Genomic DNA, 25,945 nt, shown 5'->3' with positions numbered 1-25,945 from the left:
GGGTTTGACCGTGCTTGCCCTTTACGCCGCCCGTTAAATCCTCAAACATGTTTGCGATACCATCAGGGAGTTTCCGCCATGTTCCTCAGATCCTCCGCCATCGGGCTGGTCCTGCTGGCCGCCGGTGCCGTCAATGGCGCCGCACAGGCTGCCGAGTTCAAATGGGCTTCCACCACCGATCCGCAGACATTGGACCCGCACGCGGTCAACTCCGCCCCGGTGCTGGGTTTTCTGAACAATGTTTACGAGGGGCTGGTCCGACGCGATCAGGACATGAATGTCGAACCCGCGCTGGCAGTGTCATGGAAGCCGATCGGGGATGGCGCGGGCTGGCGCTTCAATCTGCGCGAGGGGGTCACGTTTCATGATGGCAGTCCTTTCACCGCCGAGGATGTGCTGTTTTCCTACGAGCGCGCCTCAAACGAGGTGGCAGACACCAATAGCTGGTTTGCCCCGGTCAAAGAGGCCAGCATCGTCGATGACCACACCATCGATTTTCTGACCCATGGCCCCAACCCGATCTTTCCCGGTTCGATCGCCAACTGGATGATCATGGATAGCGGCTGGGCCGAGGCGAACGCAACCACCCTGCCCGACAAGGACAACGGCAATTATGCGACGCTGAACGCCAATGGCACCGGTGCCTTCAGGGTCACCGCACGCGAGCCCGGCCTGCGCACGGTGCTGGAGCCTTTTGACGGCTGGTGGGACGCGGCCACGCATAACATCACCAGGGCCGAGTTCACCCCGATCCAGAATCCCGCGACAGCCGTTGCGGCGCTGTTGTCGGGGGATGTGGACATGATCAACCCGGTGCCCATTCAGGACGCCGCCCGGCTGAAGGAAAGCGATGAGGTCGAGATCATTCAGGGCATCGAGGCGCGGGTCATCATGCTGGGCTTTCCGCATGAGGCCGAGGCACTGAAATACGGTCCCGATGCGGGCCAGCCCAACCCGTTCCGCGATGTGCGCGTGCGCCAAGCGGTGGCGCAGGCCATCAATGTGCCCGCCATCCTCGCCACCATCATGCGCGGCAATGCCGAAGAGGCTTCGCAACTGGTCAGCCCGGCGATGAGCGGCTATTCCGCCGCCCATTCCGCCCGCCCGGCGTTCGATGTCGAGGCCGCCAAGGCATTGCTGACTGAGGCCGGGTATCCGGACGGGTTCTCCTTCGGGCTGAAATGCCCCAATGATCGCTACCTGAATGACGAGGCGGTATGTCAGGCCGTGGTTGCCATGCTGGCGCAGATTGGCCTCAAAGCCGAACTGGACGCGATGCCGGTGCGCAACTACTGGCCCGAGCTGCGCGAGGATAATTACGACATGTACCTGCTGGGTTGGAGCCCGGGCACCTTCGACGCCGAACACCCGATCCGGTTTCTGGTGACCACACCCAACCCGGACAAGAAACTGGGCAGCTGGAATTTCGGCGGTTTCTCGAATACCCGCGTCGACGAATTGCTGCCGCTGATCCAATCGGAACTGGATGCCGGCAAACGGCAGGCAATGCTGGATGAGGTGACCCAGATCGTTCAGGATGAACACACCTATGTCCCGCTTTATGTGCAACCGCTGGTCTGGGGCACGCGCAGCAATATCGCGCTGACCCAGCGACCCGACAATTTCTTCATCCTGCGCTGGGTGAGCGTGAACTGACCCGGTTCGCTTTTGGGATCTTTCTATTTGTGATAATCTCGGGGATGCACGCACGTATTTTGCGCAATTGTTTTGAGGTATTTTTATGGATCTTGAGTTCCGCGAAGACAATGAACTGAAACCCGACGAAATCAAGCGGCTGGTGTCCCAAATGGATTCAGACATGGAACTGCTTGAAGCCCTGCATGCCAGCGAGGCGCATGGCAGAACCAAAGGGGGTCGACCCGTGCCGATCCCCGGTTTGTCTGACAAATTCAAGAACTTTGGCACGCCTGACCTTACGGGCGGTCGATTGAAGGCGCAGGCAATGGGCAGTATTGCCGGTATCGTCCGCAAGGTTTTCAAAGGGTGCACATTTGGGCGCCCTCCGAGCGATCTGCATCCGGGCACCACCGCTGCAGGTAAAGCGGTGTTGCGATGCGATCATGATCCGCAGCATGTCTTTGACAAACACGGCAACAAGATCGCGCCATGACAAAGAAACATGCACTGGATCTGCTGCTGATCTTTGTGGCGTCTTTGACCGGCGCGTATTTGCACTTTCAAGACCCCAACTGGGGCGTGACCTTGGTGCTTTTATTCGTGTTTTTGACAACGCTGGTCCTGCGTTGGATCGGAAAATGGACGCTGCCCCGGCTTATGCCGCTCTGTACACTGTTCATTTTCCTCTGGTGGTTCGGGTTGTTTGCCCTGATCGCCATCGCAACCCGGTTCGGGTTTGCGTTTTCGCTTTGGTTGCCCGGTTTGTTCGCGGGCCAAGGGGGCGCATACCCATTGCCCGATGACGAACGCACTGCGGTGACGACTTTGATCGTCGGGGCGATCTCCACGTTTCTGGGTGCCCTGTTTTATGATGACGCGAAGGACCCCAAAAGCCGCCTTTGGCCGGCGCAGGTATTCAAATCCGCATTTTGGGCAGGATTCCAATCCGATGACAGGATTACCGGTCAGGATACGCCCGACCTTTACTGGGCAATCTATGCCGAAGAGGTCAACGAAAAGATCAAGGGTTGGCGGTTTCTGGCATCCATGCGGCGGGCCTGGCTTGTCTGGCCAGTCTATCGCGCGCTGCCCTGAGCGGTTTTCAGCTTGACCGCGGGGGCGCTGTAATATTCATACTCGGGAATGCTATCCTACATTCTCCGCCGTGTCTTTCAGTCCGTCATTGTCCTGCTCGTGGTTGGGCTGGTCGCGTTTTCGATGTTCCGCTTTGTCGGCGATCCGATCGACAACATGCTGGGGCAGGAACGCACCCAGGCCGACATTGACCGGCTGCGCAGCGATCTGGGCCTCGATCAGCCGTTTGTGGTGCAATATGCCAAATTCCTGCGAGGCGCGGTTCAGGGCAATTTCGGCGTCTCTTACCGGCAAGGGAGGCCCGTCTCGACCATCATCGCCGAACGCGCGCCCGCCACGCTGGAACTGGCTGCCGTCTCGGGCTTTCTGGCGATCACCCTGGGTATTGGCCTGGGCGTCTTTACCGCAATCCGACGACAAGGCTTTGCGGCCAATGCCATCATGACGGTCAGTTTGATCGGGGTTTCCCTGCCCACCTTCCTGATCGGCATATTGCTGATCTATATCTTCTCGGTCGAGTTGGACCTGTTGCCCAGTTTCGGCCGCGGCGAAACGGTGAGGATCGGCGGATGGTCCACCGGGTTCCTGACAGCGTCTGGCCTCAAGGCATTGATATTACCGGCAATAACGCTTGGGCTTTATCAGATGACGCTGATCATGCGGCTGGTCCGCTCAGAGATGCTTGAGGTGCTGCGCGCCGATTACGTCCGCTTTGCCCGTGCCCGCGGGCTGAGCGACCGGGTTGTCAACTTCCGCCACGCGCTGAAGAACACCCTGGTGCCGGTGATCACGGTGACAGGCTTGCAACTGGGCTCGATCATCGCTTTTGCCATCATCACCGAGACGGTGTTCCAGTGGCCGGGCGTGGGTCTGCTGTTCATCAACGCGATCCAGTTCGTCGATATCCCGGTGATGGCGGCCTATCTGATGCTGATCTCGGTGATGTTCGTAAGCATTAACCTGATCGTTGATCTGCTGTACTACGCGATCGACCCGCGCCTGCGTATCGACGGGAGAACGACATGAGCGATGTGACCGAGAAACCCGCCTCTGACGTGGCTCAGCCCTCGCGGCTGGCGCAGATGTGGGACAGCGATTTCGCCTATGCTTTCCGCCATTCTCCGGTTGCCATCGTGGCACTGCTGGTTGTGCTGGTCCTGTTTCTGGCGGCGTTGTTTGCCCCCTGGATCGCGCCGCATAACCCGTTTGATCCGGCCACGCTGAACCTGATGAATGGCTTTACCCCGCCGGGCCAACCCAACGCGTTCACGCAGGACACATTCCTGCTGGGCACGGACGATCAGGGGCGCGATGTGTTCTCGACCATCCTTTACGGCATGCGGATCTCGCTTTTTGTGGGCATCTCGGCGGTGCTGCTGGCGATGGTGATCGGAGTGGTCCTTGGTTTGGTCGCCGCTTACGTGGGTGGTTGGGTCGAAACACTCATCATGCGCGTGGCCGATGTGCAGCTGACTTTTCCTGCCATTCTGGTGGCCATGCTGATCTTTGGCATCGCCAAGGGGATAACCCCGCCGGAATACCGCAATCAGATGGCGATCTGGGTGCTGATCGTGGCCATCGCCCTGTCGGACTGGGTGCAGTTCGCCCGCGTGGTGCGCGGCGCCGCTCTGGTCGAAAAGAACAAGGAATACGTGCAGGCCGCCCGCCTGATCGGGCGCGGGCCGCTGCCGATCATGTTCCGCCATATCCTGCCCAACGTGCTGTCGCCGGTGCTGGTGATCTCGACCATCTCGCTGGCGCTGGCGATCATCGCCGAAGCAACGCTGAGCTTTCTCGGCGTCGGCGCGCCACCGACTCAACCCTCGCTGGGCACGCTGATCCGCATCGGACAGGGCTTCCTGTTCTCTGGCGAATGGTGGATCCTGTTCTTTCCCGCTATCACCCTTCTGGCCCTTGCCCTGTCCGTCAACCTGCTGGGTGACTGGCTGCGCGACGCCCTGAATCCGAAGCTGCGATGATTACGAAGTACATGTTGTCCAGTGCTGCCGTGTTGTGCCTCTTCGGTGGCGTTGCTCGCTCAGAAGAGCAACCCACGGTGGACCCGCGTGGCGCCGTGCTGTGTAGCTACGCAATCACTGCGGCCCTTAGAGAAATGGCATCGGTGTGCCTTGCCAGCGACAAAGACCTGACTTCAGTGCTTGACTACGGCGTCGACCAACATCGTGCTTTTGTTCTGCGCAACTCAACTTCTACCGCATCGGATTTAGACGTGTTCGAGGAGGAGCACGGTGACCTACACGATGCAACTTGCGAAGATTTGGCAGCCGACGGATGGATGGAATGGCTTGACAACATCGCGGCAGCCTCGGCCGAATTCCGATCTGAAATAGACGAACTGCTTGCGACTGATCGTGAGCCCGTGTGGAACCCTTGCTTGTGACTGATACTTTACTCGACATCAAAGACCTGACCGTCGAATTCCCCACCCGGCGCAAGGTGTTCCGGGCGGTGAACCATGCCTCCCTGACCGTCCAACCGGGCCAGATCCACGGGCTGGTGGGCGAATCCGGGGCCGGGAAATCCACCATCGGCGCCGCCGTGCTGGGCCTGCTGGAGCGGCCCGGCCACATCACCGCCGGTGTCATCAGCTTCAAGGGTGACCAGATCAGCGGGCTGGATGACGAGGCCATGCGCAAGCTGCGCGGGCGCCGTATCTCAATGATCTTTCAGGACCCGCTGACCTCGCTGAACCCGCTGTTCACGGTCAAGGAACAACTGGTCGAGACGATTCTGGCCCATCACGACATCTCGGACGGCGAGGCCACCAAACGCGCCCGCGATCTGATCGACCGGGTTGGCATCCCCGATCCTGATACAAGGTTGAACCAATACCCGCATCAGTTCTCGGGCGGGATGCGGCAGCGGGTGGTGATCGCGCTGGCGCTGTGCTCGGACCCCGATGTGATCATCGCGGATGAGCCGACCACCGCACTGGATGTGGCGGTGCAGGCGCAGATTCTCGACCTGATCAAGGAGCTTGCGCGCGAGCGTCAGGTCGGCGTGATCCTGGTGACCCATGATATGGGCGTGATTGCCGAGACCACCGATCTGGTCACCGTGATGTATGATGGCGAACCGGTGGAAAGCGGGCCCACGCACGAGATCATGGGCAATCCCCAACACCCTTACACCAAATCGCTGATCGCCGCCGTGCCGCGCCCGACGCTCAAACTGCACCGTTTTCCGCAGATCAGCTATGGCGGACGCGAGACCCGTTTTGCCATCGAGGATCTGGCGCGCAACTGGCCCAAGACCGACAATGACATGTCAAAGCCGCTGTTCCAGATCGAAGGCATCACCAAGCGGTTTCTGCTGCGCAAGGGATTACTGCCCTGGGATCGGGAATATTTCACCGCCGTTGATTCAGTGAGTTTCGACATCAAACCGGGTGAAGTGTTCGGCGTGGTGGGTGAATCCGGCTCGGGCAAGTCAACTGTCGCGCGAATGATCGCGGGGCTTTACAACGTCGACGAGGGCCGTATCACTTTCGACGGCCAGGTGGTCAGCGACCTGAGCGACAAAGCGGCGCTGAACGCCTATCGCCAGGACATCCAGATGATCTTTCAGGATCCCTTTTCCTCGCTCAACCCGCGCATGCGGGTCGATGACATCGTGGCCGAACCGATCCGCCACCACCGCCTGCTGGCAGGCGACGCCATCGACCAGAGGGTGCGCGAGTTGCTGGATCAGGTCGGTCTGGGGGCTGAGGCGGCGCTGAAATTCCCGCATGAATTTTCAGGCGGCCAACGCCAGCGGATTTCCATCGCCCGCGCCTTGGCGACCCAGCCGCGTTTCCTGATCTGTGACGAGCCGACCTCGGCGCTGGACGTGTCGATCCAGGCGCAGATCCTCAACATCCTCAAGGACCTGCAGGAGCATCTGGGCCTGACCATGCTGTTCATTTCCCATGACCTGCCGGTGGTGCGCCAGATGTGTGATCGGGTGGCGGTGATGAAGCGCGGCAAGATTGCCGAGATTCAAACCACCGACGATCTCTTTGCCAACCCGCAAACCGACTATGCCCGCGAGCTGCTGGAGCTGATGCCCCGGCTCGACGATCTTTCGACCGAAAATCTCGAGGCGGAAAGCTAAGCGGTCACGTCAGCCCTTCTGGTGCAAGGTCCCCGATCGAGGCCTCGCCCTGCCCGGCCTTGCGCCGCTGGGTTTGGGCGGTCGCGGGCAACGGCGTGTCAAAAGCGTAACCGGGATTAACCTTCTGCCGTTCCCACGTGTCGAGCATCTCGCGCCAGGCCCCGCGCAGGCTGCGCGGTTCGGGCATGTCGTCGCGTATCTCGGCGGCCAGCGCTGGCAGGTTATAGCAGGGAATGCCCGCATACATGTGATGCTCGGTATGCCAGTTCATGTGCCAGTACAGGAACTCGACCGGTTTCAGCAGGTGGATCGAGCGGGTGGATTTTCGGAAATCACTGGTGTTTTCCACCAGCCCGCAATGCTGGGGAAGTGCGACGAAATAGCTAAGCCAGTTGGCGATGTAGCTGGGCACGGTCAGGATCAGCGGCAAAACCCATTGCCCCGTCGCAATCGCCAGTACCAGCACCGCGCCATGAAAAGCCAATTGCGTCCGCGACCACCAGATCGAGCGGCGATGCTGCTCGGGCTGATCCGTATGCAGGGCCTGCAGCCACTCGTTGAAGGGAATATCGGTCGGCCCGATCCGGCCCATGGCGTCCAGCAACGTGATCCACACCGTCGACAAAAACCCTCCCTTGCCAAAAGTGCGCCCCGGCTGGGTCAGCAGGTTGATCGTGAAAAGCTGCAACAGGAATGTCCGTCCCACATTTGGATGCAGGGGCAGCAGGTTCTCGCGATCGCCCTCGGGGTGCAGCGTATAGCGGTGATGATAGGTGTGGCTGGCGGCATAATCGAACGGGTTCCACCAACTGATCAGGCTGAACAGATAGAGGAACAGCTTGTTGAGCCATTTGGTCTCGAACACGGTGCCATGGCCAAGTTCATGGGTGGCGGTGCCGCGAAAGAAACTTGCGACCGTGCCATGACAAAACAGTGCAAGCAGGAAGACCGGCCAGACCCCCTGCGCCCAAGCCCAGTAGGTTACCGTACCGGTCAGACAAAAAAGCGCCAGATGCCCGCCTGCCTGTTTCCAGCCTTGCCGGTCGCTGCGCCTGGACAGCGCCCGGAACCGCTGGGGCGGCATCTTTGAGCGGTACCATTGGACCTTCAGAGTGTCTCGAACTTCGGACAAGGGCTGGTATTGCATCTCTCACCACTCCGTTTGGTGTGGTGGCAGAATGCAGCCCCTGAACCGCTCAAGGCAAGTCCGACATAGGTTGGTTCAGCGCACCACGTAAACCGAAACCGTGGAATGCCGCACCACCCGCGCCGCGTTCGGACCCAGCAGATAGTCCTTGAGGTCCGGTCGGTGCGCACCGATCACGATCAGGTCGCTGCCCGCGCTCTGGGCGGTTTTCAGGATTTCCTGATAGGCCGAGCCGGTTGCCACCACATGGCGGATCTTGGCGCTACGCCCCTCGCCCAGCACCGATTTGCTCAGATCCTCCAGCGCCTGCTGCGCTTGCTGAATGGCGTGCTCGTGATGCTGCGGCTCAAAGAATTGCGAGACAAAGGATTCGCCGAAATCCGGCAACACGGTTACGACATCCAGCTGCGCATCGTCCAGGTCAGCCAGACGCGCGGCCTGGCGCAGCACCTCGGCATCACTTTCGGGCTTGCCGGCATCGACGGCACAAAGAACGGAGCGGGTCATGCGGTCACCTCGGTTTGTCTTGCGGCACGGCCGCGCTGCAGGAAGGCGATCAGGCCCAGAAGCAGCAGCGCGGGAATGAAGACCAGCTCTTTCGCTGGCTGGCTTTGCGGGGCAAGGACGGTCATCACGCGGACGGGGTCATCTGCATAGAAATCGAACTCGTCCAGGTCGTCTGCCACCGGCGTGCCGAAGAGAGGCTCCTCCAGCTTCACGATGCCGTCTTCGGGAAGCAGCATCAGGCCAAGCGCGTCAACGCGGGCCTGACCGCCCTCCTCCGCGCCAATGGTGAGCTGCAGCGTGGTTTCCTTCATCTCGCCGGTGTCGAAATCGGGTCCTTCGACGGTCATCCGCATTTCGCTGCCCGCAGGTGCGGCACCAACAGCCTCGACCAGACCCGCCGGTTCGATCAACTGATACGGGGGCGAGATCCGGTCCATGAAGAAATCGGGCCGGAACAGCGCGAAGGCGATCAGGATCAGCGCGACGCTTTCATAGATGCGGTTCTTGGTCAGGAACCAGCCCATGGTGCCCGCGGTGAAGATCAGGATCGCGATGGTCGCCGATATCGCGACCAGTATGCCTTGCGTCCAGGTCACATCGATCAGCAGAAGATCGGTGTTGAAGATGAACACAAACGGCAGCGCCACGGTCCGCAAGCTGTAGAAGAACGCGGTGAAGCCGGTCTTGATCGCATCCCCGCCCGAGACGGCGGCAGCGGCAAAGCTGGCCAGTCCAACCGGCGGCGTCACATCCGCCATGATCCCGAAATAGAATACAAACAGATGCACCGCGATCAGCGGCACGATCAGCCCGTCCTGCGCGCCCAGTTCCACGACCACACCGGCCATCAGCGAGCTGACGACGATATAGTTCGCCGTGGTCGGCAGCCCCATCCCGAGGATCAGGCTGAGCAGACCGACAAGGGCCAGCATGGCGATCAGGTTGCCGCCCGACAGGAACTCGACCAGATCAGCCATCACCTGCCCCACGCCGGTCAGCGTCACGGTGCCCACGATCACACCCGCGGTGGCGGTGGCCAGAGCGATACCGATCATGTTGCGCGCGCCGTCGATCAACCCCTGCCAGAGGTCGACCACACCCTCCATGAAGGCATTGGCGGTTCTGTTTTCACCGCGAAAGATCGACTTGAGCGGTTTTTGCGTCAGCAGGATCGCAAACAGCAGTGTCGTGGCCCAGAACGCCGACAGGCCCGGCGATTTCTGTTCGATCATCAGAAAATAGACCAGCACGATAATCGGCAGCAGATAGTAGAGCCCCGCCTTGTAGATCTCGGCGATCACCGGCAGTTCGACCTCTTTGGCATTGGGATCATCGGGAACGAGGTCCTTGACCCCCGAGGCCAGTTTCAAGAGCAACAGGTAGACGAGGACAACAAGGGCCGACAGCACAAGGCCTGATGCCCCCGGTATCACCGCGATGATGGCTTTGATCGGGTATTGCACCCCATAACAAAGTGCTGCGAACCCGACGAAGAAGATCGCCATGCCGCCGATGGTCCGACCCATCGAAACAACACGGTTGCCCAGGGTCGGCATGTTCCGCTTCACCGCTTCCAGATGCACGATATAGACCAGCGCGATGTAGGAGATTGCCGCTGGCAGGAAGGCGTGGGTGATCACCTCGACATAAGAGATGCCGACATATTCCACCATCAGAAAGGCCGCAGCCCCCATCACCGGTGGCATGATCTGCCCGTTCACGGACGAGGCGACCTCGACCGCACCGGCTTTTTCCGAAGAAAAGCCGACCCGCTTCATCAGCGGGATGGTGAAGGTGCCGGTGGTGACAACATTGGCGATGGAGGAGCCTGAGATAAGCCCCGTCGCGGCAGAGCCCACAACAGCGGCTTTGGCCGGACCACCGCGCAGGTGACCCAGCGCGCCGAAGGCCATCTTGATGAAATAATTCCCTGCCCCGGCCTTATCCAGCAGCGCGCCGAACAGCACGAAGAGGAAGACGAACTTGGTGGACACGCCCAGAGCGATGCCGAACACGCCCTCAGAGGTAATCCACATATGGCTCATCGCCTTTTGCAGGCTGGCGCCCTTCCAGCGGATCACTTCAGGAACCCACGAGGACGCGCCGAAAAAGACATAGGCCAGGAAGATTGTCGCGATGATCGCCATTGCCGGGCCAAGCGCGCGGCGCGCGGCCTCGAACAGCAACAGCAGACCAACAAGCGCGAACCACTTGTCGGTGTCATCGGCCAGACCACCCGCATCGACGATCTTCTGATAGAAAAAATAGCCATAAAGCGCCAGAAATGATCCGGCGGCCCCCATGATCCAGTCCTGGATGGGGATGTAGTTGCGCGGGCTGGATTTCAACGCCGGATAGGCGGAAAACGCGAGGAACATGGCAAAGGCCAGATGGATCTGGCGCGAGTTGTTCACCACGCTGCCCGGCAGGATATAGTTCGACAGAGGCGAGGCCAGAATGACCTGAAACACCGACCAGATCACCGCCACGATGGCGAGAAAAAGCCCTACGTTACCGACCGGATCACGGGCACCTGCATCCGAGGATGCGACCAGATCCTGTAGTTCTTCTTCGCTGAGTGGGCGATTGCCCTGTGTGTCAGAGGCCATGCGTTATCTCCCTGTCCGCTCCGCCTTTGATGGCGGTTCTGGTTCTGGGCCCGGATGGGCAAACGGGGCGCAAATCCTGCGCCCCGTCGTTTCAGCGGATCTTATTCGATCCAGCCTTTTTCCTTGTAGTATTTCGCAGCACCAGGGTGCAGCGGGGCCGACAGACCGTCCTTGGCCATTTCCTCAGGCTTGAGGTTGGCGAAGGCCGGGTGCAGCTTTTTGAAGTCGTCGAAATTCTCGAAGACCGAGCTGACAACCGCATAGACCGCGTCATCGGAAACATCCGCCGAGGTCACAAAGGTCGCGCCCACACCAAAGGTCTGGGTGTCGCCATCGCTGCCGCGATACATGCCGCCGGGGATGGTGGCGGTCCGGTAGAACGAGTTGTCGTCAACCAGCTTGGTGACCGTGTCACCGGTCACATTGACCAGAACGGAATCACAGGCCGTGGTCGCCTCCTGGATCGAGCCCGAGGGGTGACCCACGGTATAGACCATCGCGTCGATCTGGTTGTCACACAGCGCCGCCGACTGCTCGGCCGCCTTCAGCTCGGTTGCCAGTTCGAAATCATCGGTGGTCCAGCCCATTTCGGTCAGCAGCACTTCCATTGTGCCGCGCTGGCCGGAACCGGGGTTGCCGATATTGACGCGCTTGCCCTTGAGGTCTTCGAAGTTGGTCACGCCGGAATCGGCGCGCGCCACAACGGTGAAGGGCTCGGGGTGGACCGAGAACACCGCGCGCAGGTTTTCGAACGGGCCGGCATCTTCGAATTTCGAGGTGCCGTTAAAGGCGTGGTACTGCCAGTCCGACTGGGCCACACCAAATTCCAGCTCGCCTTCGCGGATGGTGTTGATGTTGTAGACCGAGCCGCCGGTCGATTCGACCGAGCAGCGGATGCCGTGTTCCTTGCGACCCTTGTTGACCAGACGGCAGATCGCGCCGCCGGTGCCGATGGTGATGAATTCTTCGGCCATCGCTGCCGGAGCCATGAAGGCGGCGGTTGCCAGCGATGCAAGGCCCAGCTTTCCGAAATGTTTCATTTATATCTCCCACTGTGTTTTTGGCGGGCGCGTCATCAGGTGCAGTTCGGGCCCACCTCTATGGACCTCTATGGTTACAGGACCTTGTCGATCCTCTTCAACCGATTCCAAGCACTTGATTTAATTAACGCTCCCAGTGCGGACCAAGCTGTCACCGGGTGCGACAAGATGTCAAGCCTTGGTGGGGCAAAGCTTGGCCCAGACCTCACATATGATCGCAAAGCCGTGAATTTCCCCGCTGTCGGTCGGACGCGTTTGCGGGCGCGCCCTGGTTCCTCACCCGGTCAGAACGTCGGCGAATTGATCGCGCAGGGTTCGTTTGAGGACCTTGCCCGTTGCATTGCGCGGCAGAGTGTCGACAAACACAACCGCATCGGGGATCTGCCATTTGGCGATCTTGTCGTCGAAATAGCGCAGCAACTCTTCGGGCGCGGGCTCCTGATCCTGGTCCTGATCTTTTACCGCGACAAGCAGGGGGCGTTCATCCCATTTCGGATGCGGCACGCCGACCACCGCAGCGTCGGCGAGCATGGGGTGGCCCACGGCGATGTTCTCCAGCTCGACCGAGCTAATCCATTCGCCGCCCGATTTGATGATGTCCTTGGACCGGTCGCGGATCGTCATGTAGCCGTCCGGGTCCAGCGTCGCCACATCTCCGGTGGCGAACCAGCCATCCTGCAACAGGTCCTCATCCGGTTTGCGGAAATAGCTGTCCAGCACCCAATGGCCCCGTACCATCAGGTCGCCCTGGGTTTCGCCGTCATTGGGCAGATCGTGGCCGTCATCACCGACGATCTTCAATTCGACACCATAAGGCGGCCGGCCCTGGTTTTCGCGCAGGCGGTGCTGGTCCTCGACCGGCAGGTCGGCATGTTTGGCCAGAGGCGTGTTGGTGGTGCCCAGCGGACTCATTTCCGACATGCCCCAGGCATGGATGGTCTCGACCCCGTAATCCTCGCGGAATTCCGCAAGCATCGAGGGCGGACAGGCCGATCCGCCGATCACTGTGCGTTCGAGGCTGGCAAGCTTGGTCTCGGTGACGCGCGCAAAGGCCAGCAGGCCTTGCCAGATCGTCGGCACGCCAAGCGCAAGCGTGACGTTATACTGGTCGATCAGCGCCACCAGCGCCTCACCGCTCAGATCCGGGCCGGGCAGCACCATGCGAGAGCCGGACATCGCGCAGGCATAGGGCGACCCCCAGGCGTTCACATGGAACATCGGCACAACAGGCATCACCACATCGCGCGCCGAGAACCCGATACAGTCGCGTGTATTCGAACCGAAGCTGTGCAGCATCGTGGAGCGATGGGAATAGAGCACGCCCTTGGGATGCCCGGTGGTGCCCGAGGTGTAGCACATGCTGGAGGCGGTGTTTTCATCGAAATTCGGCCAGGCGAAACCGGCGTCGCCCTTTGCGATCCAGTCGTCATAGAATTGCAGTCCCGGTATCTGCGCGGCTGCCGCCTCGTCGCGCGGCCCCAGCAGCACCACATGTTCGACCATTTCCAGTTGCGGCAGCAGCGGTGCCACCAGCGGAACAAACGTGGCATCCAGCAGCAGCACCCGGTCCTCGGCATGGTTCATGATATAAACCAGTTGCTCGGGGAAAAGACGCGGATTGATCGTGTGCAGGACAAACCCCGCGCCCGAGACACCAAAATAGCTCTCCAGATGGCGGCGGTTGTTCCAGGCCAGCGTGGCGATGCGCGCCTGCGGCTCCAGTCCCAGCGCGGTCAGAACCGAACCCAGACGTCGGGCGTTGCCCGCCACCTGCCCCCAATCGGTCTGCTCGACCCCGCCCGCGGTGTTGACCGACCAGATCTCGGCCGCGTTGTGATATCTGTCTGCATGGTCGATCAGGGACGAGATCAGCAAGGGTTGCGTCATCATCTGTCCGAGCATGGTGGTGTCCTCCCAATCCGCGACCCATCCTTTTCTGGGGCCGTCGTTTTATGTCCTTCCAGAGAGGCAAAGCTGTCACGGCATCGCATCCAAACGGATGCCACGTGGTCCTTCCTCCCACCCTGCACTCTGACGAGCGCGGGCGCGGCTGACAAGATGGCAGTGCGCTCAGCGATAGCGCAGCACGTAATCGACCAGCGCGGCGGTCGAGCCGTCCTTGCCCTCGGTGCTCTGCGCGCCATCCACGATGGGACCCAACGAGGTGGCCAGTTCCTTGCCCAGTTCAACGCCCCACTGATCGAAGGAGTTGATGCCAAGGATCACCCCTTCGACAAAAACGCGATGTTCATAAAGCGCGATGATCTGGCCCAGAACAAAGGGCGTCAATTGCGGATAGATCAGCGTGGTCGAGGGCCGGTTGCCTGCAAAGACCCGGTGGCGCGCCTGTCGTTCCAGTTCATCACCGGTCAGCCCTTTGGCCGCCATGCGCGCGCGCGCGTCCTCCAGCGAGCGGCCCCGCATCAGCGCCTCGGACTGGGCCAGGCAGTTGGCGACCAGCAGGCGGTGGTGATGGGCCAGTTCGGGCTCATGCCCTCGCGCCGCGATCATGAATTCACAGGGCACCACATCTGTGCCCTGATGGATCAACTGGTAAAACGCGTGTTGCCCGTTGGTGCCCGGCTCACCCCAGACGATCGGGCCGGAGGGCTCGGTCAAAGAGGAACCGTTCATCGCCACCGATTTGCCGTTTGATTCCATCTCAAGCTGCTGGAAATAGGCAGGCAGGCGCGCGAGACGCTGGTCATAGGGCAGGACAGCGCGGCTGGTATAGCCGCAGATCTGGTGATGCCAGAGACCGATCAGCGCCAGCATCACCGGCATGTTTTCGTGCCGCGCGGCAGAGCGGAAATGCACATCCATCGCCTGCCCGCCGCGCAGAAATGCGTCGAAGGCTTTCGGTCCGATGGCGATCATCAGCGACAGGCCGATCGGACCCCAGAGTGAATAGCGCCCGCCAACCCAGTCGGCAAAGCCGAACACATGATCCGCCGGGATGCCAAAATCTGCGGTCAGATCCTGCGCGGTGGAAAGTGCCGCGAATTGCCTGAACGGATCGCCGCCGCCCTCGCGAATCCAGGCGCGGGCGGTACGGGCGTTGGTCATGGTCTCGATGGTGGTGAAGGTTTTCGAGGCGACGATCACCAGCGTTCGGGTCGGGTCCAGCCCGCGCAGCGTATCAGAGATGTCGGCACCGTCCACATTGGACACGAAATGACAACGCGGTCCGTCATGATAGGGCGCCAGCGCCAGCACCGCCATCGCAGGCCCCAGATCAGACCCGCCGATACCGATATTGACCACATCCGTAATGGCTCCGCCTGCCCCGGTCAGCGCACCGTCGCGCACCGCATCGGCAAAGTGCCGCATCCGCGCGAGCGTTGCCAGAACCTCGGGCATGACATCCTGACCGTCGACAACCACCGGACCGCCGTCGAGGTTGCGCAGGGCTGTGTGCAGCACCGCACGCCCTTCGGTCTCGTTGATCGGCGCGCCCGAGAACATGGCGTCGCGCTTGTCGGCCAGCGCCACGCTATCGCAAAGCGCGATCAGGGCGTCGCGAATGTCATCATCGATCTGCGTCTTGGAATAATCCAGCCGCATGTCACTGGTTTCACAGCAAAACCGGCTTGCGCGCGTCGCGTCGGCGTCGAACAGATCGGTGATCCTGCGCGCCTTCGTTCGGGATTTCAGCGCTCTCAAATTCTCGAACATCGATTTACCTTATTCCGCCCAGTGTACCGTGATGCCGTCAAGCACCGCCGCTATGGGCGCCTCTTCGGGGGGCAGCGTCATGGCGCGCTCCAGCACCGCGCGCTTGTCGGGGCCAAAAATCACCAGATGTTTGGACAGCGCCCCGTTCAGAACCGGCGCGGTCAGGGTGACGCGGGTCTCGGGCTGGGTCTCGGGCTGCGCGATAGTCACGGCGGGCGCATGGGCGTCCAGCGCCGCCGCCAGCCCCGGCATGCCGGGGAAAAGCGAGGCGGTGTGCATGTCCGACCCCATCCCCAACATCAGAACCGACAGGGGCCGCAGCGCGGTGATCCGCTCACCCCTCACAGTCAGGCCATCAGTGGGATCGTCAGCAGGCTCATAAAGCGGCAGGAACCGCGCCTTGGCGGCCCGGTTGACCAGCAGGCGTTCCGCGATCAGACGGGCGTTCGAGCGATCGTTGCCCAGTGGCACGCAGCGCTCGTCCGTGGGCAGCACATGCACCCGGTCCCATTCCAGATCGGCGGCACAGAGCACGTCGAAGATCGGGCCCGGCGTGGTGCCGCCGGGCACCGCCAGCGACACGGTGTCATGATGCAAAAGCGCTGTCTCAAGCTCTCCGGCCAGCATGTTGGCCACGTCGATGGCCAGCATGTCGCGATCCGCGTATTCCCTCAGGTTCATGGGTTGATCCCCTGCCATTGGCGACCGTCGCGTTTCATCAGCAGCTCGGCGTCGCCTGGTCCCGTGCTGCCGATCTCGTAGGGTTTCGGCACATCACCTGCCGCCGTCCAGCCCGAGATGATCGGGTCCGTCCAGGCCCATGCGGCCTCGACCTCGTCACCGCGCATGAACAGGGTCTGGTTGCCCCGGATCACGTCCATGATCAAGCGCTCATAGGCATCTGTCGCGCTCTGACTGTCGGGTCCCAGCGCCTCGGCAAAGCTCATGTCCAGCGGCACGTCGACCAGCCGCATGCCACCCGGCCCCGGTTCCTTGATCGTCACTTTCAGCGTGATGCCCTCGTTGGGCTGCAGACGGATCGACAGCAGATTGGCATGCCGCCCCGCCGCTTCGCCGAAAATCGAATGCGGCGCATCCTTGAACACAACATTGATGACCGAGGAGCGCGCCACCAGCCGCTTGCCGGTACGCAGATAGATCGGCGTGCCCGCCCATCGCCAATTGCTGACATGTGCCTTGAGCGCGATATAGCTTTCGGTGAAAGAGCGTGCATTGCCCACCTCGTCGCGATAGCCGGGCAAATCGCCGTTGCCCTCGTACTGGCCGCGCACGATGTGGTGCGGTTCGACCGGGCCAAGCGCGCGGATCACCTTGAGCTTTTCGTCGCGCACCGCGTCGGGATCGAACTTGGCGGGCGGTTCCATTGCGATCAGGCACAGAAGCTGCATCAGGTGATTCTGCATCATGTCCCGCATCGCGCCCGCGCGGTCATAATAATCGCCGCGCCCGCCGACCCCCACGGATTCGGCCACGGTGATCTGGATGTGATCCACATACTGGCTGTTCCAGAGCGGCTCGAACATCATGTTGCCAAAGCGGATCGCCATCAGGTTCTGGACGGTTTCCTTGCCCAGATAATGATCAATCCGGTAAATCTGGTTTTCCTCGAAATGCGCGGCAAGGGTGGCGTTGAGCAACTGCGCGCTGGCCAGATCGTTGCCAAAGGGTTTCTCGACCACGATCCGGGTATCCGGCGTCGCCAGCCCGTGCGACTGGATACGTTCGGCCAATGCCCCGAAGAGGCGCGGCCGGACCGAAAAATAATAGGCCCGCACGCGATCCGGTTGCAGTTGCGCGGCAAGCTCGGCCCAGCCCTGCGCCCCCGTCACGTCAATCTGTACAAAGTGCACCAGCGCGAGGAACGCGGACTCGACCTGACCGCCCTCATCCGCAGAGCCGAACTCCACCAGCGCTTCACGAACAAACGCACGGTAGTCGTTCGTCGAACGGGCCGAGCGCGCGGCACCGATCACCCGCGATCCGGCGGGCATCTGACCGGCGCGGAACCGGCGATAGAGCGCGGGCAGGATCTTGCGCCGGGCAAGGTCGCCTGTGCCGCCGAAAATGACGAGGTCGAAAGGCTCGACCGGGATGACGCGAGATACCATGACCCGTCCTTAATCCGTCGCTTTGCCAAAGTCCAATGTTAGCGCCAACAATATTTGCGAAAGATGACATTTCTCTAACAATCACAAACCTGTCACCTGACGGGGCGTTTCGTTCCCTCACCCCCATCTTTGCGGTAGACACCATTCAACTCACCACGCCGGAAGACAATCATGAAAGACGTCGAGCAGCCAACCGCGAATGCGGGCAAGTTTCAGAACAGGCATGTCACCGCGGATGGATCGCAGCGCGCCAGCGTGGCGCTGTCACGGCCGGAAACGCTGTGGTTCAACACCGGAACGCTGTGCAATATCGAATGCGCCAACTGCTATATCCTCAGCAGCCCGACCAATGATGCGCTGGTCTATATCACCGCGGATGAGGTCTCGGGGTATCTGGATCAGATCGAGGCGCGCGGCTGGCCGGTGCGCGAGATCGGATTCACCGGGGGCGAGCCCTTCATGAACCCGCAGATGATCGAAATGGCCGGGGCCTGCCTGTCGCGCGGCTATGAGGTGCTGATTCTCACCAACGCCATGCGTCCGATGATGCGAAAAACCATGCGCGCCGGGCTGCAGGATTTGTGCACGCGGTATGGTGACAAGCTGACCCTGCGCATTTCGGTCGATCATTTTCGCTCCGAGTTGCATGATGAAGAACGTGGCGCGGGCAGTTTCGAAAAAACCCTCGAAGGAATGCGCTGGCTGCGCGACAACGGGGTCCGCATGGCAGTGGCCGGTCGTACTGTCTGGGGCGACAGCGACGCCGATAGCCGCGCGGGCTATGCCGCGTTTTACCAGGCGCATGGGTTCGACATAGATGCCCGCGATCCGGGCCAGACCGTGTTGTTTCCCGAGATGGACGAAACCGCCGAAGTCCCCGAGATTACAACTGCTTGCTGGGGCATCCTGAACAAATCCCCCGAGGATGTCATGTGCGCAAGCTCGCGCATGGTGGTCAAGCGCAAGGGGGCACCCTCGCCTACGGTTCTGGCCTGCACGCTGCTGCCTTATGCGCCCGAGTTCGAACTGGGGGATACACTGCAAGAGGCCGAGCGCGACGTGCATCTCAACCACCCCCATTGCGCCAAGTTCTGCGTCCTGGGCGGAGCAAGCTGTTCCGCCTGAACCTCTGAAATTCCACATTGTGACAAAATTCACTGATCGCGCGGGCAAGGGATTCGTATAGTGCGAGGCAGGCCCATGCCTTTCGGGCCTGTCGATCACAAGGAATTCGTCATGCGCTATGTTCTGATCCTGCTGCTGGGCTTGCTGCCCCATAGCGTGTTGGCCGCAAACCGGATGGCTCTGGTCATCGGCAATGACAGCTATTCAGATGTGCCCGTACTGGAAAAGGCCGGCGCTGACGCACGCGCGGTCAGTGAAAAGCTGCGCGGGCTGGGGTTCGATACGGTCGAGGCCATCGATCAGGATCGGCGCGGCATGAACAGCCGCATCTCGGAGTTCACCTCGAAACTGCAGCCCGGAGACACTGCCTTTGTGTTTTATGCCGGTCACGGTGTCGAGATCGACGGCGAGAACTATTTGCTGCCAACCGACATTATCGCGCCCTCGGGTGGCGAGAGTGATTTCGTTAAATCCGAATCCATTGCTCTGTCGGACCTGCTGGACCGGGTGCGCAAGACCGGCGCGCGCACCGCGATCGCGGTGATCGACGCGTGTCGCGACAACCCGTTCGAGACCGCGCAGGGCCGCAGCATCGGCGGCACACGGGGTCTGGGCCGGATCGCCGCGCCGCAGGGCACATTCGTGATCTTCTCGGCCGGAGCGGGGCAGATGGCTTTGGACAGGCTGCATGACGGGGACGAGGCGCAGAACTCGGTCTTTACCCGCGCGCTGCTGCCGCGTCTTTCGAAACCAGGTCTGGAACTGCGCGCACTGGTCTCTGACCTGCGGATCGAGGTTCGCGACCTGGCCAGTTCGGTGCAGCACCGTCAGGTGCCTGCCTATTACGACGAATTGCTTGGGGAGTTCTATTTCACCAATGCCGCCGTGGCGGCACCGGTGGCAAGCGCCCTGCCCGACACGGGCATGCGCGCCGACCTGGAACTGGCGCGCTCTGTCGGCACGGTGAACGCTCTGGACAGCTTTCTGAACCGCTACAAGGCAAACGCGGACGATTACAGCTACACGGTTGCGCTGCAACTGCGCGAGTCGCTGGCACAGGCCGACACCGCCCCGGTGTCCCGTCAGGCAGACACGGAAACGGTCGAGGTGGCCGCCGACCCGGTGGTCACCGACCAGCGCAACGTCATGCGCGACACGCAAGTGGCGCTGAACGCGCTTGGATGCAGCGCCGGTGGGGCCGACGGCGTTGCCGGGCCGCGCACACGGCGCGCGTTTGGCGCCTATCTGCGCGACAGCGGGTCCGATCTGGGCGCGGATGATCTGGGCACCGCCCATGCGCTGGAAGAGTTGCAGGGTCACAATGGCACAATCTGCAAAGTGGCGGTGGCGCCAACGCCCGCTCTGAAGCCGAAGACCACAACGCTGAGCATGGCGGGAACCTGGAACTTCAAGGCCACCTGCGCCCTGCTGGTGAAGGTTACCGGCCAAGTGCGCTATACGCGCGCTGGGGGCAATAAGTACAATGGCAAGCTTGCGGATTCACTGGGCCAGAAGGCCAACACCGTGATCTATCTGAACGAAAGCCAGCTTTCGGGGACCGATTATTTCCCCGGCATCACGGTGACATGGCGCGGTCGGCTTGCGCCGGATGGCAACAGCTTTACTGCCAACGGCTCTACCGGGTGTGCCGTTTATGCCTGGCGCGTGGGCTGAGGCGCCCGCGTCAGTTGACGTAGAATTCCCCCTTCACATTCTGCCATTCGCCCGGCGATATCATCTTGCGATGTGTGAACCGCACCGAATGCAGCGGGCCTTCAATCTCTCGCTGCCAGAATTCCACGAATTCAAAAAGCTTCGGGTGATCTGGTGCCATATCATAATCTTGCCAAATAAATGTATTCAGAACATGGACATAATCAGGCATGTGGTAGAAAAATTCCGCCGTGGTCAGCCCGTACCCTTTAAGCATCAACTCTGTTTCACTTCTCTCCATCTAAGACCTCCAGTTTGTGCTGTGGTCCCCCCATGATAGCATAGAAATGGTTAATCCTTTCGGAAAACAATATGTTAACGCAATGTGAACTGCGCTTTTTGCGTCACAAATCACGCCGCTTGCACCCTATATGCGCTGTCTGATAGAGTGCAGCCACAAGATATAGACCCAGAATGAAGATCGGGCAGACCACTTGAGCGATACGCCAGAAACTCCTGAAAACATGGATGAAACCCCGCCTGAACGCCCAGTCTATGACGGGCCGACGGTTTCCATCGAATCCGAGATGCGCACATCTTATCTCGATTACGCGATGAGCGTGATTGTCAGCCGTGCCATCCCCGACCTGCGCGACGGGCTGAAACCGGTGCACCGGCGCATCCTCTATGCGATGCACGAGACCGGCAATACCCACGAAAAATCCTATCGCAAATCGGCGCGTCCGGTCGGCGATGTGATGGGTAAATACCACCCGCACGGAGACAGCGCGATCTATGACGCATTGGTGCGGATGGCGCAGGATTTCTCGATGTCGCTGCCGCTCTTGGATGGTCAGGGCAACTTTGGCTCGATGGATGGCGATAACCCGGCGGCCATGCGCTATACCGAGGTGCGGATGGACAAGCCCGCCGCCTCGCTTCTGGCCGATATCGAAAAAGACACGGTCGATTTTCAGGACAATTACGACGGCAAGGACAAGGAACCGACCGTCCTGCCCGCCCGTTTCCCGAACATGCTGGTCAATGGTGCCGGTGGGATCGCCGTCGGCATGGCCACCAACATCCCGCCGCACAATCTGGGCGAGGTCGTGGATGCCACGTTGGCGCTGATCGACGACCCGGACCTGACCAGCGAACAGCTGATCGACTATGTGCCCGGCCCCGATTTCCCCACCGGGGGTGTGATGCTGGGCCGCTCAGGTGCGCGCAAGGCCTATCTGGAGGGGCGCGGCAGCGTCGTCATCCGCGCCAAGACCCGGGTCGAGGAACTGCGCAAAGACCGCTACGCCATCGTCGTGGACGAGATCCCCTATCAGGTGAACAAGGCCTCGATGATCGAGAAGATTGCCGAGCAGGTCCGCGAGAAGAAGATCGAAGGCGTGGCCCATGTACAGGACGAATCCGACCGCAATGGTGTGCGCGTCGTGGTTGAGTTGAAGCGCGACGCGACGCCCGAGGTGGTGCTGAACCAGCTGTATCGCTTTTCACCGATGCAAACCTATTTCGGCTGCAACATGCTGGCGTTGAATGGTGGTCGGCCCGAACAGCTGACCCTGCGCCGTTTCCTGACATCGTTCATCGACTTCCGTGAAGATGTCGTTGCGCGCCGAACCGCGTATCTGTTGCGCAAGGCACGCGAGCGCAGTCATATCCTGTGCGGTCTGGCCGTTGCCGTCACCAACATCGACGAAATTGTCGCAACGATCCGGCAATCGGCTGACGCGGCCGAAGCGCGTGACAAACTGATGACCCGGCGCTGGCCGGCCCAGCCGATCCTGGAATATATCGCTCTGATCGACGATCCGACGCATACGGCGAACGAGGACGGCACCTATAACCTGTCCGAAACGCAGGCCCGTGCCATCCTCGAACTGCGCCTGCAGCGCCTGACCCAGATCGGCGTCAAGGAAGTCACCGACGAGCTGGAAGAACTGGCTGGCAAGATCAAGGAATACCTTGAGATTCTGGGCTCGCGCGAGCGCATCATGGGCATCATCGCCGATGAGCTGCGCGAGGTAAGGGAAAACTTCGCCGTTCCGCGCCGCACCGAGATCGTCGACTGGTCCGGCGATATGGAAGACGAGGACCTGATCGAGCGCGAGGATATGGTCGTGACCGTGACAAGCGGTGGCTATATCAAACGCACCCCGCTTGCCGATTTCCGCTCGCAAAAGCGCGGCGGCAAAGGGATATCGGGGATGCAGACCAAAGAAGAGGATGTGGTCACCACCCTCTTCGTGGCCAATACGCACACCCAACTTCTGTTCTTCACCACGGACGGCATGGTCTACAAGCTCAAGACCTGGCGTCTGCCGCTGAGCGGGCGCACCGGCAAGGGCAAGGCCATCGTCAACATCCTGCCGATCCCGGTGGGTGTGTCGATTGCGGCGATCATGCCGGTGGATGTGCCGGATGCGGAATGGGAAAACCTGCAGGTGGTGTTTGCCACCAGCGCCGGTGATGTGCGGCGCAACCGGTTGTCCGATTTCACCAATGTCCGGCGAAACGGCAAGATCGCCATGAAGCTGCCCGAGAGCGTGGAACTGGTAAACGCGCGCATCTGCTCGGATGAGGATGATGTGATGCTGGTCACCAACTCCGGTCGTGCCATCCGGTTCCGCACCACCGATGTGCGGGTCTTCAACTCGCGCGAGTCGACAGGGGTGCGGGGCATCCGTCTCAGCAATGGCGACCGTGTCGTGTCGATGTCGGTGATCCGCCATTTCGAGGCCAGCCCCGAGGACCGCGCCGCCTATCTGAAGATGCGCCGCGCCGTGGCGGGTCTGACAGACGAGGACAATGGCGAAGATGAAGGCGTCTCCGCCAGCAGCGATTTCAGCCAGGACAAATATGCCGAGATGTCGGCCTCTGAAATGCTGATTCTGACCATCACCTCGGGTGGCTCCGGCAAGCTGAGTTCCAGCCACGACTACCCGGTGCGCGGACGCGGCGGCATGGGCGTGGCGGCCATGGACAAGGCGATGCGCGGCGGCGCACTGGTGGCGTCCTTCCCGGTGGAACTGGACGACCAGATCATGCTGGCAACGTCGAAGGGCCAGTCGATCCGGGTGCCGGTGGATGGCATCTCGTTCCGTTCGCGCTCTGCCGGCGGGGTGAAGGTGTTCAACACCGGCAAGGGCGAAGAGGTCGTCAGCGTGGCCTGGATCGCCGAGCAGGCCGAGGACGAGCCCGAAGACTAAGACAAGATGCGAGCAAGGCCGTTCCGACGGCCTTGCCCTGCCCCCGCCGGGTGTCCGGCCATTCGGGTAGAAGGTGCGGTTTGGAACAGCTTTTCCTACATGTCCTGAATGTGGTTCTGCCGGTGATGATCTGCGCCGGGATCGGCTGGTGGCTGGCGATTGCAAAGGCACCGTACGACAACAAGATCATCGGCGCGATTGTGGCAAAGGTTGGCTATCCGACCCTGATCATCTCGCATCTTTCGAGCACAAAGATCGCCGTCGCGTCCTTTCTGGACATGCTCGCGGCAGCGTCCCTGGTGGTTGCGGGGTTCGCCATTCTGGGCTTTCTGGTTCTCAAGGCCATGCAGCTGCCGGTGCGCGCCTTTCTGACGCCGCTGATGCATTCCAATGTGGGCAATATCGGCCTGCCGATCACCCTGCTGGCTTTCGGAGATACGGGCATGGCCTATACGATGGCCTTTGTCGTCGTCGTGCTGGTCAGCGTCTTCACCATCGGCATGTGGATTCCCGCCGGGACCTTTTCGCTGAAAAACCTGCTGACCTCGCCCATTATCTATGCGGTGATCCTCTCGCTTGGGCTGATGGCCACAGGACAGACCCTGCCCTCACCGGTCGAGAAATCCTTCGATATTCTGGGCGGGATGTCGATTCCGCTGATGCTGCTGACATTGGGTCACACACTGGCGACGCTCAAGGTGGGCGCGCTCTGGCGGTCGGTGGTTCTGACACTGCTGCATCTGATCATGGCGGTGGCCATCGCCAGCCTGCTGGTGCCGGTCTTTGGCTTTACCGGGGCCGAGCGCGGGGCCTTCATGCTGTGTTGTCTGATGCCCTCATCCGTCGCGACCTATCTCTTCATCGATCAGCATATGCCGGAATACGGGCCGGATGTGGCCGGCTTTATCCTCGTGTCGACGCTCGCCACCATACTGGTGCTGCCGGTCGCACTGACCTACTGGATTTGAGGCGGCCTGTCGCGACCCTCGCGCGGCATCTCAATTCCGCAGGAGTTCCGCCGGATCGCGCATCAGTTCACCGTCGAGTTTGCGTCCGGAACGCACGATCACTTTCGGCCGTCCCATCCGCGCGACAAGCTCCTGCAAGTTCAGCCCAAGGAACCGCAATCCGCACAGGCGTTTTCCGTTCCGGTCATCAATGATCGAAAAGGTCCCGCCCCGGAAGGCAAGACTGTATTCCCTCGCCTGCATCTCATCAATCAGCGCCGTCCAACTTGAGACACGGTTGAAAATGGGAAGGAAGACGGACCGGATCAGGATCGCCGTTTCACAGTCTATTGCCGCAGGTTGCGGTCCAGACGGTATAGGATTTGAATGTAACATAACAACACCGCACAATTTTACTCATTACTACGAGACAAGTGTGGCATAGATCGCGCAACAATGCTTCAAAAAATGTCCGTTTTTTTGAAACTTTATGCCGCCAAGCAACGTCTCACCAAACAATATTACCAGAGTGCACGTATTGTTTCTGTGAAAGATATCACAATGGATGTTATTTGGGTGGCAACGTCGGATTTTGACTGAGCGGACCGGGATTGGATGTCTGCTCTGCGACCAAATGTGCCTGATGTTGTCTGCGAGGCGAATGGCGGCTTCTGGTCCTGAAAGCTGTCATCCCACAAGAACGGTTCGTTTTGTTGAAATGTCCTGCCCGTATTGACACATCTCGCGGCCTCGGGCACTCAGGCAGTCAGATGGTTCCCCATGGTGCGCCCAGGGGACGAAAAAGGGAATACGGTGAGGTCTGCCGATCAGCGCCAAGTCCGTAACTGCCCCCGCAACTGTAAGTGGTGAGCAACGCCAATCAGCCACTGGCCCCAAGGCCGGGAAGGATGGCCGCGCAACGACCCGCAAGTCAGGAGACCTGCCATCAGATGTTCAACCAACCCGGGGCGGGGCGTCCTGGAAGGAGGCTTTGATGGCACGTCAGACACGGGTTTATATAACCGGCACCTGCGATCCGCGCTTGG

Annotated in this window: 21 protein-coding genes and 1 riboswitch; of the genes, 11 read left to right on the top strand and 10 right to left on the bottom strand. The window is 60.8% G+C overall.

Features of this window, described 5'->3' with window-relative positions; translation table 11 throughout:
- Positions 1 to 78: 78 nt before the first annotated feature.
- The 7 genes from M3P21_RS00835 (at position 79) to M3P21_RS00805 (ending at position 6,846) form a co-directional block, all read left to right on the top strand.
- Positions 79 to 1,656 (top strand): ABC transporter substrate-binding protein, encoded by a 1,578-nt coding sequence (locus M3P21_RS00835; protein ID WP_249706017.1) that lies wholly within the window; start codon positions 79 to 81, stop codon positions 1,654 to 1,656.
- Positions 1,657 to 1,741: 85 nt separating this feature from the next.
- Positions 1,742 to 2,131, top strand: a complete 390-nt coding sequence (locus tag M3P21_RS00830; protein WP_249706016.1) for a hypothetical protein — start codon at positions 1,742 to 1,744, stop codon at positions 2,129 to 2,131.
- Positions 2,128 to 2,733: a hypothetical protein gene (locus tag M3P21_RS00825; RefSeq protein WP_249706015.1), complete on the top strand. Its 606-nt coding sequence runs from the start codon at positions 2,128 to 2,130 to the stop codon at positions 2,731 to 2,733. The genes M3P21_RS00830 and M3P21_RS00825 overlap by 4 nt, the downstream gene beginning before the upstream one ends.
- A gap of 48 nt (positions 2,734 to 2,781) precedes the next feature.
- On the top strand, positions 2,782 to 3,759 hold the full coding sequence (locus M3P21_RS00820) for an ABC transporter permease (protein ID WP_249706014.1): 978 nt from the start codon (positions 2,782 to 2,784) through the stop codon (positions 3,757 to 3,759).
- Positions 3,756 to 4,712, top strand: coding sequence for an ABC transporter permease (locus M3P21_RS00815; RefSeq protein WP_249706013.1), 957 nt, complete (start codon positions 3,756 to 3,758; stop codon positions 4,710 to 4,712). Before M3P21_RS00820 ends, M3P21_RS00815 begins: the two co-directional genes overlap by 4 nt.
- A complete protein-coding gene (locus tag M3P21_RS00810; protein WP_249706012.1) occupies positions 4,709 to 5,134 on the top strand; it encodes a hypothetical protein in 426 nt (141 codons plus the stop codon). The genes M3P21_RS00815 and M3P21_RS00810 overlap by 4 nt, the downstream gene beginning before the upstream one ends.
- Positions 5,131 to 6,846, top strand: coding sequence for an ABC transporter ATP-binding protein (locus M3P21_RS00805; protein WP_249706011.1), 1,716 nt, complete (start codon positions 5,131 to 5,133; stop codon positions 6,844 to 6,846). Before M3P21_RS00810 ends, M3P21_RS00805 begins: the two co-directional genes overlap by 4 nt.
- 4 nt (positions 6,847 to 6,850) lie before the next feature.
- Here M3P21_RS00805 and M3P21_RS00800 read toward each other — a convergent pair whose 3' ends face one another.
- The 8 genes from M3P21_RS00800 to zwf form a co-directional block, all read right to left on the bottom strand.
- Complete coding sequence (locus tag M3P21_RS00800; protein WP_249706010.1) at positions 6,851 to 7,993, bottom strand: fatty acid desaturase; 1,143 nt, start codon at positions 7,991 to 7,993, stop codon at positions 6,851 to 6,853.
- A gap of 75 nt (positions 7,994 to 8,068) precedes the next feature.
- A complete protein-coding gene (locus tag M3P21_RS00795) occupies positions 8,069 to 8,500 on the bottom strand; it encodes a universal stress protein (protein ID WP_249706009.1) in 432 nt (143 codons plus the stop codon).
- Entirely contained in the window at positions 8,497 to 11,109 is a 2,613-nt protein-coding gene (locus M3P21_RS00790) for a TRAP transporter permease (RefSeq protein ID WP_249706008.1), read from the bottom strand. The genes M3P21_RS00795 and M3P21_RS00790 overlap by 4 nt, the downstream gene beginning before the upstream one ends.
- Positions 11,110 to 11,210: 101 nt before the next feature.
- A complete protein-coding gene (locus tag M3P21_RS00785; protein WP_249706007.1) occupies positions 11,211 to 12,149 on the bottom strand; it encodes a TAXI family TRAP transporter solute-binding subunit in 939 nt (312 codons plus the stop codon).
- A 276-nt stretch (positions 12,150 to 12,425) separates the two neighbouring features.
- Positions 12,426 to 14,051 (bottom strand): long-chain-fatty-acid--CoA ligase, encoded by a 1,626-nt coding sequence (locus M3P21_RS00780; RefSeq protein ID WP_249706006.1) that lies wholly within the window; start codon positions 14,049 to 14,051, stop codon positions 12,426 to 12,428.
- A 168-nt stretch (positions 14,052 to 14,219) separates the two neighbouring features.
- On the bottom strand, positions 14,220 to 15,824 hold the full coding sequence (gene pgi / locus M3P21_RS00775; RefSeq protein ID WP_249706004.1) for a glucose-6-phosphate isomerase: 1,605 nt from the start codon (positions 15,822 to 15,824) through the stop codon (positions 14,220 to 14,222).
- Between the two features lie 9 nt (positions 15,825 to 15,833).
- Positions 15,834 to 16,505, bottom strand: coding sequence for a 6-phosphogluconolactonase (gene pgl / locus M3P21_RS00770; protein ID WP_249706002.1), 672 nt, complete (start codon positions 16,503 to 16,505; stop codon positions 15,834 to 15,836).
- A complete protein-coding gene (gene zwf / locus M3P21_RS00765; RefSeq protein WP_249706000.1) occupies positions 16,502 to 17,953 on the bottom strand; it encodes a glucose-6-phosphate dehydrogenase in 1,452 nt (483 codons plus the stop codon). The genes pgl and zwf overlap by 4 nt, the downstream gene beginning before the upstream one ends.
- A 171-nt stretch (positions 17,954 to 18,124) precedes the next feature.
- Between zwf and M3P21_RS00760 the strand changes: the two genes are divergently transcribed.
- Positions 18,125 to 19,078, top strand: a complete 954-nt coding sequence (locus tag M3P21_RS00760; protein ID WP_249705998.1) for a radical SAM protein — start codon at positions 18,125 to 18,127, stop codon at positions 19,076 to 19,078.
- 111 nt (positions 19,079 to 19,189) lie between these two features.
- On the top strand, positions 19,190 to 20,752 hold the full coding sequence (locus M3P21_RS00755) for a caspase family protein (protein WP_249705996.1): 1,563 nt from the start codon (positions 19,190 to 19,192) through the stop codon (positions 20,750 to 20,752).
- 10 nt (positions 20,753 to 20,762) lie between these two features.
- Here M3P21_RS00755 and M3P21_RS00750 read toward each other — a convergent pair whose 3' ends face one another.
- Positions 20,763 to 21,032: an usg protein gene (locus tag M3P21_RS00750; RefSeq protein ID WP_249705994.1), complete on the bottom strand. Its 270-nt coding sequence runs from the start codon at positions 21,030 to 21,032 to the stop codon at positions 20,763 to 20,765.
- Positions 21,033 to 21,225: 193 nt separating this feature from the next.
- Here M3P21_RS00750 and gyrA point away from each other — a divergent pair, with 193 nt between their 5' ends.
- Positions 21,226 to 23,952, top strand: a complete 2,727-nt coding sequence (gene gyrA, locus M3P21_RS00745; RefSeq protein ID WP_249705992.1) for a DNA gyrase subunit A — start codon at positions 21,226 to 21,228, stop codon at positions 23,950 to 23,952.
- Positions 23,953 to 24,032: 80 nt separating this feature from the next.
- Complete coding sequence (locus M3P21_RS00740; protein ID WP_249705991.1) at positions 24,033 to 24,920, top strand: AEC family transporter; 888 nt, start codon at positions 24,033 to 24,035, stop codon at positions 24,918 to 24,920.
- Positions 24,921 to 24,950: 30 nt separating this feature from the next.
- Here M3P21_RS00740 and M3P21_RS00735 read toward each other — a convergent pair whose 3' ends face one another.
- Positions 24,951 to 25,310, bottom strand: a complete 360-nt coding sequence (locus M3P21_RS00735) for a hypothetical protein (RefSeq protein WP_249705990.1) — start codon at positions 25,308 to 25,310, stop codon at positions 24,951 to 24,953.
- A 343-nt stretch (positions 25,311 to 25,653) separates the two neighbouring features.
- A riboswitch (cobalamin riboswitch) is annotated at positions 25,654 to 25,861 on the top strand.
- Positions 25,862 to 25,945 lie beyond the last annotated feature (84 nt).

Source organism: Ruegeria spongiae, assembly GCF_023502395.1.
GTDB classification, from domain to species: domain Bacteria; phylum Pseudomonadota; class Alphaproteobacteria; order Rhodobacterales; family Rhodobacteraceae; genus Ruegeria_C; species Ruegeria_C spongiae.
This window is presented reverse-complemented; position numbering and strand designations above follow the sequence as displayed.

Coding starts and splice junctions, on each gene's coding strand:
- M3P21_RS00835 (WP_249706017.1), top strand. CDS start 79: ATGTTCCTCAGATCCTCCGCCATCGGGCTGGTCCTGCTGGCCGCCGGT.
- M3P21_RS00830 (WP_249706016.1), top strand. CDS start 1,742: ATGGATCTTGAGTTCCGCGAAGACAATGAACTGAAACCCGACGAAATC.
- M3P21_RS00825 (WP_249706015.1), top strand. CDS start 2,128: ATGACAAAGAAACATGCACTGGATCTGCTGCTGATCTTTGTGGCGTCT.
- M3P21_RS00820 (WP_249706014.1), top strand. CDS start 2,782: ATGCTATCCTACATTCTCCGCCGTGTCTTTCAGTCCGTCATTGTCCTG.
- M3P21_RS00815 (WP_249706013.1), top strand. CDS start 3,756: ATGAGCGATGTGACCGAGAAACCCGCCTCTGACGTGGCTCAGCCCTCG.
- M3P21_RS00810 (WP_249706012.1), top strand. CDS start 4,709: ATGATTACGAAGTACATGTTGTCCAGTGCTGCCGTGTTGTGCCTCTTC.
- M3P21_RS00800 (WP_249706010.1), bottom strand. CDS start 7,993: ATGCAATACCAGCCCTTGTCCGAAGTTCGAGACACTCTGAAGGTCCAA.
- M3P21_RS00795 (WP_249706009.1), bottom strand. CDS start 8,500: ATGACCCGCTCCGTTCTTTGTGCCGTCGATGCCGGCAAGCCCGAAAGT.
- M3P21_RS00790 (WP_249706008.1), bottom strand. CDS start 11,109: ATGGCCTCTGACACACAGGGCAATCGCCCACTCAGCGAAGAAGAACTA.
- M3P21_RS00785 (WP_249706007.1), bottom strand. CDS start 12,149: ATGAAACATTTCGGAAAGCTGGGCCTTGCATCGCTGGCAACCGCCGCC.
- M3P21_RS00780 (WP_249706006.1), bottom strand. CDS start 14,051: ATGCTCGGACAGATGATGACGCAACCCTTGCTGATCTCGTCCCTGATC.
- pgi (WP_249706004.1), bottom strand. CDS start 15,824: ATGTTCGAGAATTTGAGAGCGCTGAAATCCCGAACGAAGGCGCGCAGG.
- pgl (WP_249706002.1), bottom strand. CDS start 16,505: ATGAACCTGAGGGAATACGCGGATCGCGACATGCTGGCCATCGACGTG.
- zwf (WP_249706000.1), bottom strand. CDS start 17,953: ATGGTATCTCGCGTCATCCCGGTCGAGCCTTTCGACCTCGTCATTTTC.
- M3P21_RS00760 (WP_249705998.1), top strand. CDS start 18,125: ATGAAAGACGTCGAGCAGCCAACCGCGAATGCGGGCAAGTTTCAGAAC.
- M3P21_RS00755 (WP_249705996.1), top strand. CDS start 19,190: ATGCGCTATGTTCTGATCCTGCTGCTGGGCTTGCTGCCCCATAGCGTG.
- M3P21_RS00750 (WP_249705994.1), bottom strand. CDS start 21,032: ATGGAGAGAAGTGAAACAGAGTTGATGCTTAAAGGGTACGGGCTGACC.